15 protein-coding genes and 1 pseudogene are annotated in these 17,961 nt (G+C 62.4%); 11 read left to right on the forward strand and 5 right to left on the reverse strand.

Going from position 1 to position 17,961, the window contains the following annotated elements; genetic code table 11:
* The first annotated feature begins 28 nt into the window (after nt 1-28).
* Both C7R54_RS17800 and C7R54_RS17805 read left to right on the forward strand, forming a co-directional pair.
* Nucleotides 29-2,482: a 3-hydroxyacyl-CoA dehydrogenase/enoyl-CoA hydratase family protein gene (locus C7R54_RS17800; protein ID WP_129151767.1), complete on the forward strand. Its 2,454-nt coding sequence runs from the start codon at nt 29-31 to the stop codon at nt 2,480-2,482.
* Between the two features lie 86 nt (nt 2,483-2,568).
* The gene (locus C7R54_RS17805) at nt 2,569-3,774 is read left to right on the forward strand and encodes an acetyl-CoA C-acyltransferase (RefSeq protein ID WP_129151768.1); all 1,206 of its coding nucleotides are present in this window, start codon (nt 2,569-2,571) and stop codon (nt 3,772-3,774) included.
* Nucleotides 3,775-3,808: 34 nt separating this feature from the next.
* Here the strand turns inward: C7R54_RS17805 and C7R54_RS17810 are convergent, their stop codons facing one another.
* The 4 genes from C7R54_RS17810 to C7R54_RS17825 all read right to left on the reverse strand — a co-directional run bounded on the left by C7R54_RS17810 (nt 3,809) and on the right by C7R54_RS17825 (nt 7,628).
* The gene (locus C7R54_RS17810; RefSeq protein ID WP_129151769.1) at nt 3,809-4,684 is read right to left on the reverse strand and encodes a CPBP family intramembrane glutamic endopeptidase; all 876 of its coding nucleotides are present in this window, start codon (nt 4,682-4,684) and stop codon (nt 3,809-3,811) included.
* A gap of 74 nt (nt 4,685-4,758) precedes the next feature.
* Nucleotides 4,759-5,634: a DMT family transporter gene (locus C7R54_RS17815; protein ID WP_129151770.1), complete on the reverse strand. Its 876-nt coding sequence runs from the start codon at nt 5,632-5,634 to the stop codon at nt 4,759-4,761.
* A gap of 173 nt (nt 5,635-5,807) precedes the next feature.
* A complete protein-coding gene (locus C7R54_RS17820; RefSeq protein WP_129151771.1) occupies nt 5,808-6,377 on the reverse strand; it encodes an SRPBCC family protein in 570 nt (189 codons plus the stop codon).
* A gap of 42 nt (nt 6,378-6,419) precedes the next feature.
* The gene (locus C7R54_RS17825) at nt 6,420-7,628 is read right to left on the reverse strand and encodes an O-antigen ligase family protein (RefSeq protein WP_129151772.1); all 1,209 of its coding nucleotides are present in this window, start codon (nt 7,626-7,628) and stop codon (nt 6,420-6,422) included.
* A 259-nt stretch (nt 7,629-7,887) separates the two neighbouring features.
* Here C7R54_RS17825 and C7R54_RS17830 point away from each other — a divergent pair, with 259 nt between their 5' ends.
* The 6 genes from C7R54_RS17830 to rfbC are packed head-to-tail and all read left to right on the forward strand — an operon-like array spanning nt 7,888 to nt 13,388.
* Nucleotides 7,888-9,003 (forward strand): MraY family glycosyltransferase, encoded by a 1,116-nt coding sequence (locus tag C7R54_RS17830; RefSeq protein WP_129151773.1) that lies wholly within the window; start codon nt 7,888-7,890, stop codon nt 9,001-9,003.
* The gene (locus C7R54_RS17835; RefSeq protein ID WP_240039587.1) at nt 8,994-9,965 is read left to right on the forward strand and encodes a glycosyltransferase family 2 protein; all 972 of its coding nucleotides are present in this window, start codon (nt 8,994-8,996) and stop codon (nt 9,963-9,965) included. The genes C7R54_RS17830 and C7R54_RS17835 overlap by 10 nt, the downstream gene beginning before the upstream one ends.
* Nucleotides 9,966-9,967: 2 nt before the next feature.
* Entirely contained in the window at nt 9,968-11,038 is a 1,071-nt protein-coding gene (gene rfbB, locus C7R54_RS17840; RefSeq protein ID WP_129151774.1) for a dTDP-glucose 4,6-dehydratase, read from the forward strand.
* A complete protein-coding gene (gene rfbD, locus C7R54_RS17845) occupies nt 11,035-11,934 on the forward strand; it encodes a dTDP-4-dehydrorhamnose reductase (RefSeq protein WP_129151775.1) in 900 nt (299 codons plus the stop codon). Before rfbB ends, rfbD begins: the two co-directional genes overlap by 4 nt.
* A 3-nt stretch (nt 11,935-11,937) precedes the next feature.
* Nucleotides 11,938-12,834, forward strand: coding sequence for a glucose-1-phosphate thymidylyltransferase RfbA (gene rfbA / locus C7R54_RS17850; RefSeq protein ID WP_129151776.1), 897 nt, complete (start codon nt 11,938-11,940; stop codon nt 12,832-12,834).
* A complete protein-coding gene (gene rfbC / locus C7R54_RS17855) occupies nt 12,831-13,388 on the forward strand; it encodes a dTDP-4-dehydrorhamnose 3,5-epimerase (RefSeq protein WP_129151777.1) in 558 nt (185 codons plus the stop codon). The genes rfbA and rfbC overlap by 4 nt, the downstream gene beginning before the upstream one ends.
* Before the next feature lie 58 nt (nt 13,389-13,446).
* On the opposite strand, the gene cysQ is transcribed toward rfbC, so the two are convergent.
* On the reverse strand, nt 13,447-14,229 hold the full coding sequence (cysQ, locus tag C7R54_RS17860; RefSeq protein ID WP_129152031.1) for a 3'(2'),5'-bisphosphate nucleotidase CysQ: 783 nt from the start codon (nt 14,227-14,229) through the stop codon (nt 13,447-13,449).
* Between the two features lie 351 nt (nt 14,230-14,580).
* On the opposite strand from cysQ, the pseudogene C7R54_RS29535 reads away from it, so the two are divergent.
* The 3 genes and pseudogenes from C7R54_RS29535 to cysN form a co-directional block, all read left to right on the forward strand.
* Nucleotides 14,581-14,769, forward strand: a pseudogene (locus tag C7R54_RS29535) (helix-turn-helix domain-containing protein); the annotation flags it as partial.
* Between the two features lie 444 nt (nt 14,770-15,213).
* A complete protein-coding gene (gene cysD / locus C7R54_RS29275) occupies nt 15,214-16,065 on the forward strand; it encodes a sulfate adenylyltransferase subunit CysD (RefSeq protein WP_240039604.1) in 852 nt (283 codons plus the stop codon).
* Nucleotides 16,065-17,954: a sulfate adenylyltransferase subunit CysN gene (gene cysN / locus C7R54_RS17870; protein ID WP_129151778.1), complete on the forward strand. Its 1,890-nt coding sequence runs from the start codon at nt 16,065-16,067 to the stop codon at nt 17,952-17,954. The genes cysD and cysN overlap by 1 nt, the downstream gene beginning before the upstream one ends.
* The last annotated feature ends 7 nt before the right edge of the window (nt 17,955-17,961 follow it).

The following is a 17,961-nucleotide window of genomic DNA, read 5'->3' on the forward strand; positions in this document are numbered from 1 at the left end:
TCGCAGGGACGCCGCAGGAGAGAAAGGCATGGAGACAGCGAAGAACCCCCCCGTCGAACCCGCCGTCGCGCCCTCGTTGGGGCGCATACGCAAGATTGCCGTGCTGGGCGCCGGCGTGATGGGCGCGCAGATCGCCGCGCACTGCGTCAATGCCGGTTTCCCGGTGCTGTTGTATGACTTGCCGGCTCAGGGCGCCGACCGCAGCGCCGTCGCGCGCAAGGCCGTGACCGGGCTGGCCAGGCTGAATCCCGCACCGCTGGCGCTGCCCGCGCTGGCGCGGCATATCGAACCGCTCAACTACGACGAGCACCTGGACCGCCTGCATGAGTGCGACCTGGTGATCGAAGCAATTGCCGAACGCCTGGATTGGAAGGAACAGCTCTACCGGCTGATCCTGCCGGCCTTGGGGCCGCGGGCCACGCTGGCCAGCAATACGTCGGGCCTGTCGCTGGGCGCGCTGTCCGCAAGCCTGCCCGAAGACATCCAGCCCCGTTTCTGCGGCGTGCACTTTTTCAATCCGCCGCGCTACATGCCGCTGGTCGAGTTGATACCGGGGCCGCGCACGGCGCCCGAACTGCTGGATCGCCTGGAGACCTTCCTGGTGGCCGGCCTCGGCAAGCGCGTCGTGCGCGCGAAGGACACGCCCAATTTCATCGGCAATCGCATCGGCGTGTTCGGCATCATGGCGGCCATGGTGGAAGCCGATCGTCATGGCCTGACCTACGACATGGTCGACGAGCTGACCGGCAAGCGGCTGGGGCGCGCCAAGTCCGGCACCTTCCGCACGGCGGACGTGGTGGGCCTGGATACCTTGGCGCACGTCATGCGCACCATGCAGGACGGCCTGCCCGACGATCCCTTCCACCCGGCGTTCGCCACGCCGCCCGTGCTGGCCGAATTGCTGCGCAACGGCGCGCTGGGACAGAAGGCGGGGGCGGGCTTCTATCGCAAGGCGGGCAAGGCCATCCTGCGCCTGGATCCGCAAACCCGCGACTACGTGCCGGCCGATGCGCGGCTGGACGACGCGGTCGCCGCCGCGCTGGCGCAGCGCGATCCCGTGGGGCGCTTGCAGGCCCTGCGCGCTTGCGACCATCCGCAGGCGCGCTTCGTGTGGGCCTTGCTGCGCGACACCTTCCATTACGCCGCCGTGCACCTGGCCGATATCGCGGATAACGCGCGCGACCTGGACCAGGCCATGCGCTGGGGCTTCGGCCATGCGCAGGGGCCTTTCGAGGTCTGGCAGGCGGCAGGCTGGTTGCAGGTGGCGCGCTGGATACAGGAGGATATCGACCAGGGACATGCCCTGGCGGCCGTGCCCTTGCCGGCTTGGGTATTCGAAGGGCCCGTGGCGCAGGCGGGCGGCGTGCACACGCCCGCCGGCTCGTGGAATCCATCGCGTGGCGAATTCCAGGCGCGGCGCAAGCTGCCGGTCTACGCCGCGCACTTGGCGCCCCCCTTGATGTTCGGCGAAGCGACGGAGGCCGGGGCGCTGCTGGGAGACACGGTGTACGAGGATGCCGACATCCGCTTGTGGACCGCGCCCGCGCCGGGTCGGGGCGACGTGCTCATCGCGTCCTTCAAGACCAAGATGCATACCATCAGTCCCGCCGTGACGGCGGGGCTGTTGCGGGCGATCGACCTGGCCGAGCATAGCTACCGTGGCCTCGTCGTCTGGCAGGACGGGGAGCCGTTCTCCGCCGGTGCCGACCTGCAGGCCATGCTGCCGGCCTTCATGCAGGGCGGGGCTGCCGCCATCGAACCCATGGAGCGCGACTTGCAGCGCGTGGCTCAACGCATGCGCAACGCGCAGGTGCCGACCGTCGTTGCATTGGCGGGATTGGCCTTGGGCGGCGGTTGCGAGATCGCCGTGCATGCGTCGGCGCGAGTCGCGCACATGGAAACCTACATCGGCCTGGTCGAAGTCGGCGTCGGGCTGGTGCCGGGCGCGGGTGGCCTGGCCTACTGCGCGCGCCGCGCTGCCGAATTACGTGCGGCGAGCGCGCCCGACGCGCCGCTGTTGTGGTTCGTACAGAAATTCGCCCAGGCGGTCGCCACCGCGCAAGTCTCGCGTTCCGCCCTGGAGGCGCGCGATATCGGTTATCTGCGCGAAAGCGATCCCATCGTGCCGCATCCCGATGCCTTGCTCCACGCCGCCTTGCAGCAGGCGGGCGCCTTGGCCGATGCCGGTTGGCGTCCGCCCTTGCCGCAGCCCTTTCCGGTGGCGGGACGTGACGGCATCGCGACGCTGACGGCGCAGCTGGTGAACATGCGCGATGGCGGCTTCGTCTCGGCCTACGACTACGAGCTTGGGCTCGCGGTCGCGGAAGTCATCTGCGGCGGCGACGTGGATCCTGGATCATTGGTGGACGAGGAATGGATGTTGGCGCAGGAGCGCCGCGCCTTCCTGCGCTTGCTGGGCCAGCCCAAGACGCAGGAGCGCATTGCCGGCATGCTCAAGACGGGCAAGCCGGTGCGCAACTGAGGGCGGTTATTGCGGCCTGGTCCAGGCGATGGGGAGCGCCGACACGTGCGATAGCACTATCGTTGATAGAAAAATCGAGGAATACCATGTCTCGCACTTTGCAGGATGTCTATATCGTTGCGGCGACCCGCTCGCCGGTCGGCAAGGCGCCGCGTGGCGCGCTGCGCACGGTGCGTCCCGATGATTTGCTGGCGCACGTCATACGCGCGGCGCTGGCACAGGCGCCGACGCTGGACCCAGCCGCCATCCAGGACGCCGTGATCGGATGCGCGCGGCCCGAAGGCTCGCAAGGCTTGAACGTCGCGCGCCTGGCCGTGTTGCTGGCTGGCTTGCCCGATACCGTCGCGGGCATGACCGTGAATCGCTTCTGCGCGTCGGGGCTGAGCGCCATCGCGCTGGCGGCGGACCGCATCCGCGTCGGCGAGGCCGACGTCATGCTGGCCGGCGGCACGGAATCCATGAGCCAGGTGCCGATGATGGGGTACGCGCCGTCCTTCTCGCCGTCCGTGTTCGCGGAGGACGAGAACATCGGCATCGCCTACGGCATGGGCCTGACCGCCGAGCGGGTGGCGCGCCAGTGGAAGGTGTCGCGCGAAGACCAGGACGCGTTCGCGTTACGTTCGCATCAGCGTGCGTTGGATGCGCAGAAGAACGGCGAATTCGATGACGAGATTACGAGCGTGCCCGTTACGCTGCGCGCCCCCGACCTGTCCATGGGCACGGGCTTGCCCGTACAGGCGGGCATTGCGTTCTCGCGCGATGAAGGGCCGCGCGAGGATACCTCCTCCGAGGCCTTGGGCCGCCTCAAGCCCGTCTTCGCCGCGGGCGGCAGCGTCACCGCGGGGAACAGTTCACAGACCTCGGACGGCGCGGCCGTGCTTTTGCTGGCATCCGAACGCGCCGTGCGCGACCACAGCCTGACGCCGCTGGCCCGTTATGTGGGCTGCGCGGTGCGCGGCGTCGCGCCGGACATCATGGGCATAGGCCCGCGCGTCGCCATTCCCGCCGCATTGGCGCAGGCCGGCCTGTCCTTGAACCAGATCGACTGGATAGAACTGAACGAGGCGTTCGCCGCGCAGTCGCTGGCCGTCATGCGCGACCTGGGCCTGGATCCGGACAAGGTCAACCCGCTGGGCGGCGCCATCGCCCTGGGCCATCCCCTGGGCGCCACCGGCGCCATCCGCGCGGCCACGCTGGTGCATGGCTTGCGGCGCCGGCAGTTGAAGTACGGGATGGTGACGATGTGCGTCGGGACGGGGATGGGGGCGGCGGGGGTGTTCGAACGAGTGTGAGTCGGCCCCCGCGCAGGCGCCATCAAAGGCAGGTCTACTGTGTCGGGGGCATCTGCAATGCGGGATAAGTGAAAAAGAAGAAATGCACGGCGTTCAGCCCGAAGTGCGTCAACACCGCCGCTCGCAAGCCGCCGCGGCGATACGCCAGTCCATAGGCCAGGCCCGCCACGCCGGCCAGCAGCATCCAGCGCCATCCCCCCGCATAATGCGCGAACCCGAACAGCACGGCGGACAATATCCACGCGCCGTTGCGAGCCAGTTCGCCGTTGCCCAGCAAGCGCGACAACCCACCTTGCACATAACCTCGAAAGAACGCTTCCTCGGCCACGCAAACCAGCAGCAGATTATTCAAGATCCAGATCAATGAATACGGCGGAATCTTGGGCGCCCAATGCACCATCCCTAGCGCCACTGCCAGGATCATGCAGATAGGGACCGCCAGGGCCAGCGCCAGGCCCGTCGCGGGAAACGCTTGCCGCCAAAACCGACGGCACGCCATCCAGGGGAGGGCTAGTACGATCCAGAACCCGGCCAGCGGTTTATCCAGATTCAAATACATCGTAAAAGGCGCGGCATCCGGCGTAGTGCGCATGGCGTTGATCACCATCGGGTTATCGAACCCCGGAAGCACGTGGATGCTCAGCGCGACTGCTGTCGCCACATAGATGGCATGGCCGCAGAAGCGTAGCGAAGGATGCCTGCGAGGCTGGACCGCACAGCCCGCGATGAACAGCACAGCCAGTATGGCCAGGGCCTCCCAGGACAGCAGCAGGTCCAGGGTCGCCGCCGTATAGCCGCAGGCAAGCAACAGCGTTGCGTGCATACTCCAGCGAGGCGGCTGCAACCAGACACATGCCGCACCCAGGAAAATGCAGGCCCAGGTGAACCAGGCTAGGGGGTCGTACAACATATAACGTCTTCCATCGTGAGATTACGCGGTATATCGGCGTGCCGCACGTCGGCACACCGCAACCGTGCACGACGTCAGCGCAGGGCGGGCAGCTTCACCAGGCCCAATGCCAGCGCGGTGCCGGCCAATACGACCGCGGCGCCTGCCAGCATGTTGGGCGTGACGATTTCGTCCAAAAGGAACGCGCCCCAGAACACGCCGAAGATAGGTACCAAAAACGTCACACTAATCGCACCGGTCGGTCCGACGCTGGCGATAAGCCGGAAAAACAGGACGTAGGCGAAGGCAGTGCAGGCCAGCGCCAGCAAGAGGGTGGCGCTCCAGGCCTGGAAGGAGACCGGCTCATGCGGCCAGGTCCAGATCGCGAAGGGCAGTAGCGTCAACGCGGAAGCGAGCATGCTGCCGGTGGCGTTGGTCAAGGCGTCGACACCCGCCAGGTAGCGCTTGGTGCAATTGGCCGCGATGCCATAGCAGACGGGAGCGAGCAGGGCGGCGAGGACGGCAAGGCCGCTGCCGCCGGCGTCGAAGTGGAACTTGTCCCAGACCAGGACGACGATGCCCGCCAGGCCCAGCAGCATTCCCGCTACTCGCGAGGCTGGCAGGCGGTCGCCCAGCCAGATCCAGCCTATGGCCGCGCCCCACATCGGCGTGACGGCGTTGGCAATGGACAGGAAGCCGGCCCCTAGTTGCTGGGCGGCATAGGCGTAAAGAATGAAGGGCAGGGTGGCGTTGAACGTGCCGACGACCAAAATCGCCTTCCAATGGCGCAGCAGCACGCGCAACTTGTGCTGCCAGAGCAACAGGGGCAGAAGCGCCAGGGCGGCCAGGCCGACGCGCAATGCGATCAGGGCTGCCGGGCCGAACTCCGGCACGCCCATGCGCATGAACAGGAACGATCCGCCCCAGACGGCGGCCAGGACGAGCAGGTCGGTAATATCGCGGCTACGCATGGCGGGCCAGAACTTACGGTCTTGGGGCCGCAAGCATATCACCCGGACGTCGGCGGCCATGGCCGTTGCGTGGCGCTACGCGAGTAATCCGGTCAGGTCATCGGGCCGTTGGCCGCCCGGCCGCCTCCTCGCAGGGAAGTGGCATCAACCAACCGTGAAACAGCCTGCGATGTTCAGGTGAAGAAGGCGTGGTATCCGACGAACACCAGCACCACCGCCATGACCGCAGCCCACGACCACGGCGAATTCCGCAGGCCGCGCGACTCGGGTTCCGGCGGTGGCGGCGGTGGAGCCACGCGCGGTTGCCGCGACATATAGTCGATGAAGGACGCGAAGAACTTCTCTACGATCTTCTCCGCCGCTTTCATCAACGTCGCTTCACCGATCTCGCCCAGCTTGCCGCCGGCCATCGCCGCCACCGTATAGGACAGGCGGGTGCCTTCGTCCTTGGGCGTCAGGTTGACCTGGGCGGTGCCTATCGCCAGGCCGGCCGCCGCGCCCTTGCCTTCGAAGACCAGCGTACAGCCGTGGGGGGCGTTGACATCCGAAAGCAAAACCTCGCCTTCGTAGTCTGCTCCCAGGCCGGCTACCTTGGCCCTGACGGTAAAGGCATATTCCGTCGGCGATCTGCACTCCACCTGCACGCAGCCGGGAATGCACTCCCGGAGAACCGAACAGGTGGTCAACGCTTCCCAGGTCTGATGCTGGGTCGACGGAATCCATTGAGCATCTGAAATGCGCATGGCTGTCTCCTTTTTATGGAGTTTCAGCCATTCTGTACCTGTTCAGGTGCTCCGTCCATGGGGTTGTCCATAGTGGACGGTTGCAGAATGTGACGCGGCAAGCAGCCAAGCCACGCTGACCGCATAGAAGGAGACGGTGCGCATGCCGCGGAACATCAGTTCGGTCAGGCCGAAGATGGCGAAACCCAGGCAGAAGGCGAGTCCCATGGCCGCCGCCACCCGGTACTCCTGGGGAATTCCATTGCGAATCAATCGCTTAAGAAAAATCCAGGCCGGGGCGAAGTAGGCCAGCAGCAGGCCGATGCCACCCAGGATACCCGTCGTGGCGAGGGTATACAGCGGGTCGCTGTGCGCTTCGCCGAAGTTCTGGGCGACGTAGGTGGATACGCCCCGGCCTTCTTCCGCCTGGAGGCGGGCGACAAAGGGTTTGCCGCCACCGATGCCGAATAGCGGCTGTTCCGTGAACATCCGCCAGGCGGCGCCCCACAGTTGCAGGCGTATGCACATGGAGCTGTCGGTCAAGGGCGCTATTTCGCACTTGTGCAATTCCGTCACGCCCAATTCGACGCGCTGGCGCAGCGCGGAACTGCTGGCGCCCACGGCGGCGGCCAAGGCGAGGGCGATAAAACAGGCGGCGATTGCCTTGCGACGCCCCGCCTTGTGGGCGAACAGGGCCACGCCGATCAGGATGAACACGGGTACGGCCATCCACCCCGTGCGCGTCTGGGTCAGGACAAATCCATAGAACGCGGCGACGGCGGTGACGATCTTGACGGCCGCTTCGGTTCGCGAGTGGCGGGTCAGCCGCCAGCCAAGCGAAAACACGACGAGAACGCCGAACAAGAGCAGCAGGTTGCCGTAGCCGACTGCGTTGTACTCCTCCGTTTCCGGGCGGCCGCCGGTGGCCCAGGCCAGTTTTGCGACGGTAACGGAGGCTACCCAGCCGGCCAGGGCAAAACCGAGGAGGGGATAGCGGAGGTCGCGAGGGTCCAGCCGGCGCAGGGCGGCCAGGCAGACCAGCATGCCCAGGACAAGGCGGCCGGCGCGCTCGAACTCGGAACCGGAGCCGGAAGCGAAATGGTGCGCGGCCTGGCTGGCCAGCACGGCCACCAGCGTGACGGCCAGGCATGCCGCCAGCGTCTTGTAGCCCCCCAGACTGCCGTCCGGCGGGGCGGGCAGACAGGCCAGGGCGGCCAGGCTGGCCACCAGCGAGACATAAAACAGGGCGCTGCCGCCCTGGGACGTCGCCATCAGCAAGACCGGTAACAGGCCGATAGATCCGTTAAGCAATATGGAAAAAATGCAATAGCGGGGGTTTTTGGTCATGAAGCCGTGACATTGCGCAAGTAAAGGTGGCAGGCAACGTATCTCGAAAAACAAGTAAAATCGCCCTGCTATCTGATGGGGTAATGATAGCTGATGACGTCCGGCGGGCTCCGAGGAGCGCCGGTCTCTTAATGTTTCGCACCAGCCCTACAATATTCGAATAGTACTGGGTGGGTGTTCATTCATGCTTTATGTGTCAATCGCATTTATCGCTTCGGCCGTATTTACGCTGCTGACGCTGCGCTTTGGACATTGGCATGCGCGGTATACGGCTGATCATGACATGACTGGTGTCCAGAAGTATCACGTGCGACCCGTACCGCGTGTCGGCGGCGTATCTCTTCTGGTGGCGATGCTGTTCGTATGTGCGGTGGCGGCATGGCGCGAGCCGTTTCTGTTGAAGCAGCTTCTGTTGTTGATGCTCGCCAGCCTGCCGGCGTTCGTAGGCGGTCTCACCGAGGACATCACGAAAAACGTTCGTGCGAGTGTACGCCTGGTTCTTGCCATGGCGGCCGGCGCCTTGGGATATTTTTTTCTCGGTGCCGCGGTGGTGCGGCTCGACATTATCGGTGTCGATTGGCTGCTGCAGTTCACGGTTATCTCGTTCCTATGCACGATGATTGCCGTGGGCGGAGCAGCTAATGCCATCAATATTATTGACGGGTACAACGGACTGGCAGCCGTGGTTTCTGTCATGATCCTCGCTGGTCTGGCGTACGTTTCCTATTACCTCGGAGACCGCCTGCTGGTTGTAGCCGCGGTCGGAATGATAGGGGCGATAGGTGGATTTCTGATTTGGAATTACCCGCGTGGTTTGATATTCCTGGGTGATGGCGGCGCTTATTTCATCGGTTTTTTCATCGGTGAGCTTTCGGTATTAATGCTATATCGTCATCCGGACGTGTCGGCGTGGTTTCCTTTGCTCCTGTGTATCTACCCGGTATTTGAAACACTGTTCTCTGTTTATCGGAAACGATGGCTGCGAGGCCGGTCCCCCGGTATGCCGGACGGCGTGCATCTGCATATGCTGGTTTATAAGCGACTGGTGCGGTGGGCGATCGGATCGACCGAGGCCAAGGATAAGGTGCAACGCAACGCCATGACGTCGCCGTACCTGTGGGCACTTTCCTCTCTCGCGGTTATTCCCGCGGTATGCTTCTGGCAGTATGAATATGTGCTGATGGCTTTTGCGGCACTTTTTTCGATTGTTTATCTGGGCCTTTATCGAACCCTGGTCCGTTTCGCGTCACCACGTTGGCTGATGGTGAAGAAAGAGGTGGACGAATCTGAATGCAAGTAATGTCTTCAGCGGGAACCGAAACCGTGCTGCGCGATAGCGGCACTCCCCATGTCATCGTGTTGCTTTGCGCGTACAACGGCGAACGCTATTTGGCGGAGCAATTGGACTCGATCGCTGCCCAGACGCATCAGGAATGGACGGTATGGGTCTCCGACGATGGGTCCACCGACGGAACTCACGGCATACTCGAACACTATCGGCAGCGCTGGGGGGCCGACCGCCTGCGTGTCGTTTCAGGGCCGGGACGAGGTTTTGCGACGAACTTTCTTTCGTTAGTCTGCCGTACCGAAATCGTGGGCGACTATTTTTCCTATTCCGATCAGGACGATATCTGGCATCCTGAAAAGTTACAGCGCGCGTTGGAACGTCTGGAAACTCACGGTCGCGTAGTGCCCACGCTATACTGCTCGCGCACTCAGTTGATCGACGAGCAAGGCCGTAAATTGGGTTTTTCACCGTTGTTTACCCGGGCGCCTGGCTTCCGCAATGCCCTGGTCCAGAATGTCGGTGGGGGAAACACCATGGTTTTCAACCAGGCAGCGCGGCAACTGCTGGTGTCGGCCGGGCCGGACCTGAGAGTCGTTGCCCACGATTGGTGGACCTATGTGGCGGTCAGCGCGGCGGACGGTGTGGTGGTGTACGACCCGCAACCCACACTCCTTTACCGGCAGCATGGCGGTAATCTGATAGGCTCAAACCTCGGTTGGGGCGCGCGCTTGCAGCGGATACGCCTGCTCATGCATGGCCAATTGCGGGGATGGATAGACGAGAACATGGCGGGAATTCGCAGAATTTCTCCGCGCCTGTCCCCGGCCAACCGGCTAACATTCGATGCTTTTCTGGCGGCTCGCGACGGCGGGCCACTACGCCGCATGTGCGGCTTGAAGCGGTCTGGCGTATTCCGTCAGACGTTTATGGGTAATGTCGGGCTCTTTGCCGCGGCGTTTTTCAAGAAGCTATAGCCATGGCGATACTCGTTACCGGCGGTGCCGGTTTTATTGGTGGCAATTTCGTTCTGGACTGGTTGGCACAGTCCGGCGAACCGGTCATCAACGTCGACAAACTGACGTATGCCGGAAATCTGGAGACGCTCAAGTCCATCGACGGAAATCCAGCGCATCTTTTTGTCAAGGCGGATATTGGCGACCGCGCGGTCATCGGCGAGTTGCTGCGCACGCACCAGCCGCGGGCGGTGATCAACTTCGCGGCGGAGTCGCACGTGGACCGGTCGATCGATGGGCCAGGGGAATTCATTCAGACCAACGTAGTCGGCACATTCAATCTGCTGGAAAGCGTGCGCGGCTATTGGAACGAGCTGGATGAAGCTGCGCGCGCAGCGTTCCGCTTCCTGCACGTGTCCACCGATGAAGTGTACGGCACGCTGGAAGCGGACGATCCGCCGTTCAGTGAAAGCAACGCCTACGAGCCGAATAGTCCGTATTCCGCCAGCAAGGCCGCGTCCGACCATCTGGTGCGCGCCTGGCACCATACCTATGGCTTGCCGGTGCTGACGACCAATTGCAGCAATAACTACGGCCCTTACCATTTCCCTGAAAAACTGATTCCCCTCGTGATCCTCAACGCCATCGCAGGCAAGCCCCTGCCCATCTATGGCGACGGGCAACAGGTGCGGGATTGGCTCTTCGTAAAGGACCACTGCGCGGCGATCCGTGCGGTGCTGGCGGGCGGCAAGGTGGGCGAGACATACAACGTAGGCGGCTGGAACGAGAAGCCCAACTTGGACGTCGTGAAAACTATCTGCGGGATCCTCGACGAGTTGAAGCCGCGCACCGATGGTCTGTCCTACGCCGAACAGATTGCGTTCGTAAAGGACCGTCCTGGTCATGATCGTCGTTATGCCATCGATGCTCGCAAGCTGGAAAGGGAGCTTGGCTGGAAACCGGCCGAGACCTTTGAAACGGGCATACGGAAGACGGTGGCATGGTACCTGGAGAATACCCAGTGGACCGCCAATGTGCAGAGCGGCGCGTATCTGCAATGGGTCGAGAAAAACTACGCGGATCGGAACTCGTGAAAATATTGTTGCTTGGGTGCAATGGCCAGGTTGGATGGGAGCTTCAACGGTCGCTCGCCCCGCTCGGGCAGGTGACGGCGCTTGGCCGCGCCACCAGCGGTGATCTGTGCGGCGATCTCTCGGATGCCGACGGCCTGGCGCGGACGGTCCAGGTCGTGGCTCCAGACGTCATCGTCAATGCTGCGGCGTACACCGGGGTGGACAAGGCGGAAAGCGAAGAGGACTTGGCGCGGATGATTAATGGTGACGCGCCGGGCGTATTGGCGCGCGCTGCCGCGAAAACGGGTGCGCTGCTCGTCCATTATTCGACCGATTATGTTTTCGACGGATCGGGAGAAACGCCATGGCGGGAGGACGACCACACTGGTCCCTTGAGCGTGTACGGCAGCAGTAAACTGGCAGGCGAGTCGGCGATCCTTGCGTCCGGTTGCCACCACTTGATATTTCGTACCAGCTGGGTTTATGCCGCGCGGGGTGGAAATTTCGCCAAGACCATGTTGCGCTTGGCAGGCGAGCGGGACCGTCTCAGTGTCATCAATGACCAGTTCGGGGCTCCAACAGGCGCTGACCTTATCGCCGACGTGACTGCGCAGGCCGTCGCATCGCATCGCCGTGATGCTTCCTTGTCGGGCGTCTACCATCTGGCTGCGGCGGGCGTGACGACCTGGCATGCCTACGCTCGCTTCGTCCTGCATACTGCCGGCGAACTTGGCCTGGTTTTGCGCGCGACCGCTGATGCCGTCGATGCTGTTCCTACCTCGGCCTACAAGACGGCAGCCCAGCGGCCGAAAAATTCGCGATTGGACACTACCAAGCTTACGCGAGCCTTTGGGCTGGTCTTGCCCCCGTGGGAAAGCGGCGTCGCCCGCATGCTTGCCGAAGTTCTAGAGAAATAAGCCATGACCCAACAAAAAAAGCGTAAAGGCATCATCTTGGCCGGCGGATCGGGTACCCGCCTGTATCCGGTGACGAAGGCAGTGTCGAAGCAGTTATTGCCGATCTACGACAAACCGATGATTTATTACCCGCTTGCCACGCTGATGCTGGCGGGCCTACGTGACATCCTGATCATCTCGACACCGCAGGATACGCCGCGCTTCCAGCAACTGCTGGGGGACGGCAGCGACTGGGGCATGAACCTTGAATATGCCGTCCAGCCGAGTCCGGATGGCCTGGCGCAGGCTTTCATCATCGGCAAGGACTTCCTGGATGGCGCGCCGTCGGCGCTCGTGCTGGGCGATAACATCTTCTATGGCCACGATCTGCATGTGCAGCTCGATACCGCGTCCAATCGTAGTGAAGGGGCGACAGTCTTCGCCTATCACGTGCATGATCCGGAGCGCTACGGTGTGGTGGATTTCGATAGTTCGGGGCGTGCGACCTCCCTGGAAGAGAAACCGACGCAACCCAGGTCGAGCTATGCGGTAACTGGCCTGTATTTCTATGATTCGCAAATCATCGACATCGCAGCGTCGCTGAAGCCGTCGGCGCGAGGCGAGCTGGAAATCACCGATGCGAACCGCGTTTATCTCGAACGCAACCAGTTGAATGTAGAAATCCTCGGCCGCGGCTATGCCTGGCTCGATACGGGAACGCACGAAAGCTTGATCGAAGCCAGCAACTTCATCGAGACCATCGAGCATCGCCAAGGCCTGAAAGTGGCATGCCCGGAAGAAATCGCATATCGGCACGGATTTATCGACGCCGGCCAGTTGCAAAAGCTGGCGGAGCCACTCGCCAAGAGCACCTATGGGCAATACCTGATGCGTCTTTTGAAGAATGAGGTGCGTACGTGAACGTCATAGCCACCGACATCCCGGATGTGCTGATCATCGAACCGCGTGTATTCGGTGACGAGCGCGGGTTCTTCTTTGAAAGTTTCAATAGCCGGCTGTTCGACGAGGCCGTCGGTCGCAAGGTTAGCTTTGTACAGGACAACCATTCCCGTTCCGTGCGAGGTGTGCTGCGCGGCCTGCACTACCAGATGGAGCAGACGCAGGGGAAGCTGGTGAGAGCGGTCCACGGGACGGTCTACGATGTCGCCGTCGATATTCGCAAGTCCTCGCCCACGTTCGGAAAGTCCGTGGGCGTGCTCCTCAGCGCGGAGAACAAGCGGATGTTCTGGGTGCCCGAAGGTTTCGCGCACGGATTTCTGGTCTTGTCGGAGTCCGCGGATTTTCTCTATAAGACGACGGATTACTATCTGCCCCAGGCCGAGCGCTCCATTGCCTGGGACGATCCCGACCTGGCTATCGAATGGCCGCTGGACCAATTGCAGGGGGAGCAGGTTCAGCTGTCGGCCAAGGACAGACAAGGCGTCAAATTTCGCGAGGCGGAAGTCTTTGCCTGATAGCGGGGCGTGGCGGAGGACTGCATCCCCTCACTCCTCCGCGCTGGCCCGGCTCGGACTATTTAGCCCGTTCGCGCATTGCACGGGCGTAGAAATGGGGATTTTCGTAGCCGGCCTTGCCATAGCCCAGCGGCTGTTGGTCCAGGGTCAGGACCTCGCCGCCGGCGGCAAGCAGGACAGCATGGCCCGCAGCCGTGTCCCATTCCATCGTCCGGCCAAGGCGCGGATAAAGATCCGCACTGCCTTCCGCCACCAAGCAGAATTTCAGTGAGGAACCTGTCGATACGAATTGCTTGACGCAATAATCGACAAGAAAGCGCTTCATCGCCACTGCGTCGTTATGCGACCGGCTGCCCACCACGGTCAGACCATCGTGGGGGTGGACACGGCATTGCAGTGCCCGGTATTCGTTCGGACGACGGACAAACGCCCCGTGTCCGAGAGCGCCTGTATAGAGGGTTTTCAGGGCAGGGGCGTAAACGGCGCCCAGTATGGGCTGGCCTTTGTAGATGAGTCCGGCGTTGACCGTGAACTGTCCGTTGCGGCTAATGAATTCCCGCGTTCCATCCAGGGGGTCGACCAGCCAAAACCAGTCCTGGACGGCGTTGGCGCCGGCCTCATAGGCCTCCTCCGCAATGATTGGGATATCGGGCGTCAGGCGTCCCAATCCCTCAATCAGTATTTTCTCGGCCCGGCGATCCGCGAGGGTCTGTGGGCTGCCGTCCACCTTGGTCACCGTTTCGCAGTCCGCGGACGCATATACATCGAGCACCTCGCGTCCTGCGGTCAGCATCAGTTCGGTGAGCGCATCTAGGAGCGACGGGGCGTTGTAATTGTTCATGACTTTAAAAGTTTTAAGAAGAATCTCGTTTTTCCGGTCGGGAATTTGACTGTGCAAGTCAGTTAATGTTTAAATCGTTCATGTCTCCAGGGAGCGCAGCCCATGACCGGAAAACACCTAAACATGCAGGAACTCAATCAACGCCGCCGTGCGGCCGTACGGCTGCGCCTGCAAGGCCGCATGTTGCATGAGATTCGCGCCAGCACCGGGCTGTCCGCCCCTACTATTATCGCGGCTCACAAGGCTTATGAGCGCGGCGGTTGGGAAGGCGTGGACGTTTTGCGGCGAGGCAGGGCCGTGGGTGCCGGACGGGCGCTAACCGAGGAAGATGTGGATGACCTGCTGGCCGCCATGCTGCATTCTTCACCGGAGGAACATGGCCTGGCCGGCCAGGTATGGCAGACCGCCAGCTTGCACGGCCTGCTGGAACAGCGTCTCGATCGGACGCTGAGCGACCGCACGGTTGACCGTTATCTGGCCCGCTGGTCGTGGCCGGATCCCTTGGCGGCATTCAAGCAGGACGACGACGCCGCCATTCAACGCTGGTTGGCGACAGACTATGCGCGTCTTAATCAGCGCCGGCGTGCGGAGGGCGGCGACATCTACTGGTTGGCGCGGTGGAAGTCGGAGGCGGGTGTGTTGCTCATCGCGCGCAACCGGCGCGGCGCCCTGTATTGGGCGGGCGCTGCCGACGATGCCGAAGCCGGGGCTACGCAGGCGCAGGAGTGGGACGGCTTCGCACAGCGTTTGCAGCGCACCGTGGCTCACAAGACGTGGCTGATCCTCCCACAGGGAGCGCCCATCGAGGGCCTCTCGAACAGTCACCGTATCGAATGGGTCGCGCCGCGATTGGAGCCAGATGTTCCCGCGGGCAAAGATGAAGGCAAGGGCACCAGCATTATTTCGACCGAACGCATCCTGCGCCCCGGTATCGAAGGCGCGTTGACTCACCTGGATCGACTGGAAGCGGAGAGCATCCATATCATGCGGGAGGTGGTAGCCGAAGCCGAGAACCCGGTCATGCTGTATTCGATAGGAAAAGATTCGTCGGTGATGCTGCATCTGGCGCTGAAGGCCTTCTATCCCGCGCCGTTGCCGTTTCCATTGCTGCATGTCGACACGCGCTGGAAGTTCCGGGAGATGTACAAGTTTCGCGACCAACGGACGAAGGACATCGGTGCGAGGCTGATCACGCACATCAATCCGGAAGGAGTGGCCCAGGACGTAAATCCGTTCACGCACGGATCGGCTGTTCACACCGACATCATGAAAACTCAAGGCCTGAAGCAGGCTTTGGACAAGTACGGTTTCGACGCAGCTTTCGGTGGGGCGCGCCGCGACGAGGAAAAGGCGCGTGCGAAGGAACGGATTTTTTCCTTCCGCTCCGCCGGCCACCGTTGGGATCCGAAGAACCAGCGTCCCGAACTCTGGCGCCTCTATAACGGACGCAAGCGCGCGGGCGAAACGCTGCGGGTCTTTCCTTTGTCTAACTGGACGGAGTTGGACATATGGCTCTACATCCATCGCGAAAACATTCCCATCGTGCCCCTGTATTTCGCCGCCCAGCGTCCGGTAGTCGAACGGGACGGCATGCTTTTCATGGTCGACGACGATCGCATGCCGCTGCGCGAAGGTGAGCGGCCCGAAATGCGCCAAGTGCGGTTTCGCACCCTGGGCTGCTATCCGCTCACCGCGGCCGTAGAGTCCGACGCAACTACGTTGACCGACATCATCAAGGAAATGCTGGTCGCAACTACCTCCGAGCGGCAAGGGCGGGTCATTGACTTCGATGGCGCCGGCTCCATGGAGAAGAAAAAGCAGGAGGGATATTTCTGATGCGCTACGATCCTGGTTCCGACATCGCGCAGTATCTGGAAGCGCACGCCCGCAAGACCTTGCTGCGGTTCATCACCTGTGGCAGCGTGGATGATGGCAAGAGCACGCTGATCGGGCGCCTGCTTTACGAAGCCAAGCAGCTATTCGACGATCAACTGACGGCATTAGCGAGTGAGTCGCGTAAATACGGCACGCAGAACGGGCAACTGGACTTCGCATTGCTGGTCGACGGCCTGGCCGCGGAGCGCGAACAAGGCATCACCATCGACGTGGCCTATCGGTTTTTTTCCACCGAGAAACGCGAGTTCATTGTCGCCGACACGCCCGGCCACGAGCAATACACCCGCAATATGGTGACGGGCGCGTCCACAGCGGACGTGGCAGTGATTCTCGTCGATGCGCGGGCGGGCCTGCTCACGCAAACCCGCCGGCATAGTTTTCTCGTCTCGCTGTTGGGCATCCGCAATGTGGCGCTGGCGGTGAACAAGATGGACCTGGTCGATTATGACGAGGCGGTGTTCCGCAAGATAGAGGCCGAGTACAGGAGTTTCGCAAAGGAAGTGGGCCTGGAGTCCGTGACCGCGATCCCGGTATCCGCGCTGCGTGGTGACAACATCATGCAGGCGAGCGACGCGATGCCTTGGCACCAAGGCCCGACGCTCATCGATTATCTGGAGAATGTGCCCGTTCAGCAGCAAGCCGACGACGGCGCCTTCCGCTTGCCGGTGCAATGGGTCAACCGGCCCAATCAGGATTTCCGGGGCTATGCGGGCACTGTGGTGTCCGGTCGCATTGCCGTGGGAGATGCTGTGCGCGTGCTGCCGTCGGGGCGGGAAGCTGCCATTGCCCATATCGTGGGTTACGAATGTGATCTCGAACATGCGGTCGCCAACCAGGCTGTTACCCTGGTTCTGGACCGGGAGGTCGATGTGTCGCGCGGCGATGTACTCGTGAAAGCCGACGCGCCGGCAGAGGTCGCCGACCAGTTCGAAGCCCACATTGTCTGGATGGCAGATGCGCCCTTGTTGCGCGGTCGGCAGTACTTGATGAAGCTCGGCGCGCAGTCCGTAAACGCTAGTGTCACCGACATCAAGTACCAGGTAAACGTCAATTCGCTGGAACGCCTTGCGGCCAAAACCTTGCCCTTAAACGGCATCGGTATTTGCAATCTGCAGACGGACAGGCCCGTCGTGTTCGATCCCTACACCGTCAACCGGGATATGGGCGGGTTTATCCTTATCGACCGGATAACTTATGCCACGGTAGCGGCCGGCATGCTGCACTTCGCGCTGCGGCGTTCCAGCAATATCCATGTCCAGCATATCGACATCGACAAGCGAGAACGCGCCCGTATTAAAGGGCAGGCGCCGGGCGTGGTGTGGCTGACGGGCTTGTCCGGCTCGGGGAAATCAACGATTGCGAACCGCCTCGAGCAGCACTTGCACGCGCAGGGTTATCACACCTACATCCTTGATGGCGACAATGTGCGGCACGGCCTCAACAAGGACCTCGGTTTCACGGACGCTGATCGGGTCGAGAATATCCGACGAGTGGCGGAGGTCGCCAAACTCATGGTCGATGCTGGCCTGGTGGTGATCACCGCCTTCATATCTCCTTTCCGTGAAGAACGTCGTATGGCACGCGACCTGTTCGCGGCGGGCGAATTCATGGAGGTCTACGTCGATACGCCTCTGGCAGTGGCGGAGCAGCGCGATCCCAAGGGCCTTTACAAGAAGGCGCGCGCCGGCCAGCTCAAGAATTTTACCGGCATCGATTCGCCGTACGAGGCTCCGGAGACGCCGACGCTGCGTCTGCGCGCAGCCGAACAACCGCTCGACGAGATGGTCGCCGAGATCGTGCGCCTGCTGGCGGCACGCCCGCTGGGATGAGGAAAGT

The sequence above is a fragment of the Achromobacter aloeverae genome, from assembly GCF_004121055.1.
Lineage (GTDB): Bacteria > Pseudomonadota > Gammaproteobacteria > Burkholderiales > Burkholderiaceae_B > Bordetella_C > Bordetella_C aloeverae.